The organism is Allobacillus salarius (assembly GCF_007559425.1).
In the GTDB taxonomy this organism is placed as follows: domain Bacteria; phylum Bacillota; class Bacilli; order Bacillales; family Alkalibacillaceae; genus Allobacillus; species Allobacillus salarius.
In genome coordinates this window covers 554-1,653 of the sequence record NZ_VMHE01000063.1, presented here as the reverse complement: position 1 = coordinate 1,653, position 1,100 = coordinate 554, and the positions used below count along the sequence as shown (strand labels likewise).

The 1,100-nt window shown below is 46.3% G+C and carries 3 protein-coding genes; all 3 read right to left on the bottom strand.

What is annotated here, in order from left to right:
- A partial coding sequence (locus FPQ13_RS14030) for a CcdB family protein (RefSeq protein WP_186279688.1) occupies nt 1-146 on the bottom strand: 146 nt, incomplete at its 3' end.
- 1 nt (nt 147) lies between these two features.
- Nucleotides 148-297, bottom strand: coding sequence for a type II toxin-antitoxin system antitoxin CcdA (gene ccdA / locus FPQ13_RS13965; protein ID WP_336511053.1), 150 nt, complete (start codon nt 295-297; stop codon nt 148-150).
- 190 nt (nt 298-487) lie between these two features.
- Nucleotides 488-1,100: type A chloramphenicol O-acetyltransferase (gene catA / locus FPQ13_RS13005; RefSeq protein WP_246065536.1), on the bottom strand; the 613-nt coding region annotated here is incomplete at its 5' end.

Below are 1,100 nucleotides of genomic sequence, written 5' to 3'. Positions count from 1 at the left end.
TCACGGGAGACTTTATCTGACAGCAGACGTGCACTGGCCAGGGGGATCACCATCCGTCGCCCGGGCGTGTCAATAATATCACTCTGTACATCCACAAACAGACGATAACGGCTCTCTCTTTTATAGGTGTAAACCTTAAACTGCATTTCACCAGCCCCTGTTCTCGTCAGCAAAAGAGCCGTTCATTTCAATAAACCGGGCGACCTCAGCCATCCCTTCCTGATTTTCCGCTTTCCAGCGTTCGGCACGCAGACGACGGGCTTCATTCTGCATGGTTGTGCTTACCAGACCGGAGATATTGACATCATATATGCCTTGAGCAACTGATAGCTGTCGCTGTCAACTGTCACTGTAATACGCTGCTTCATAGCATACCTCTTTTTGACATACTTCGGGTATACATATCAGTATATATTCTTATACCGCAAAAATCAGCGCGCAAATACGCATACTGTTATCTGGCTTTTAGTAAGCCCGATCCAGATCTTTACGCCCCGCCCTGCCACTCATCGCAGTACTGTTGTAATTCATTAAGCATTCTGCCGACATGGAAGCCATCACAAACGGCATGATGAACCTGAATCGCCAGCGGCATCAGCACCTTGTCGCCTTGCGTATAATATTTGCCCATGGTGAAAACGGGGGCGAAGAAGTTGTCCATATTGGCCACGTTTAAATCAAAACTGGTGAAACTCACCCAGGGATTGGCTGAGACGAAAAACATATTCTCAATAAACCCTTTAGGGAAATAGGCCAGGTTTTCACCGTAACACGCCACATCTTGCGAATATATGTGTAGAAACTGCCGGAAATCGTCGTGGTATTCACTCCAGAGCGATGAAAACGTTTCAGTTTGCTCATGGAAAACGGTGTAACAAGGGTGAACACTATCCCATATCACCAGCTCACCGTCTTTCATTGCCATACGGAACTCCGGATGAGCATTCATCAGGCGGGCAAGAATGTGAATAAAGGCCGGATAAAACTTGTGCTTATTTTTCTTTACGGTCTTTAAAAAGGCCGTAATATCCAGCTGAACGGTCTGGTTATAGGTACATTGAGCAACTGACTGAAATGCCTCAAAATGTTCTTTACGATGC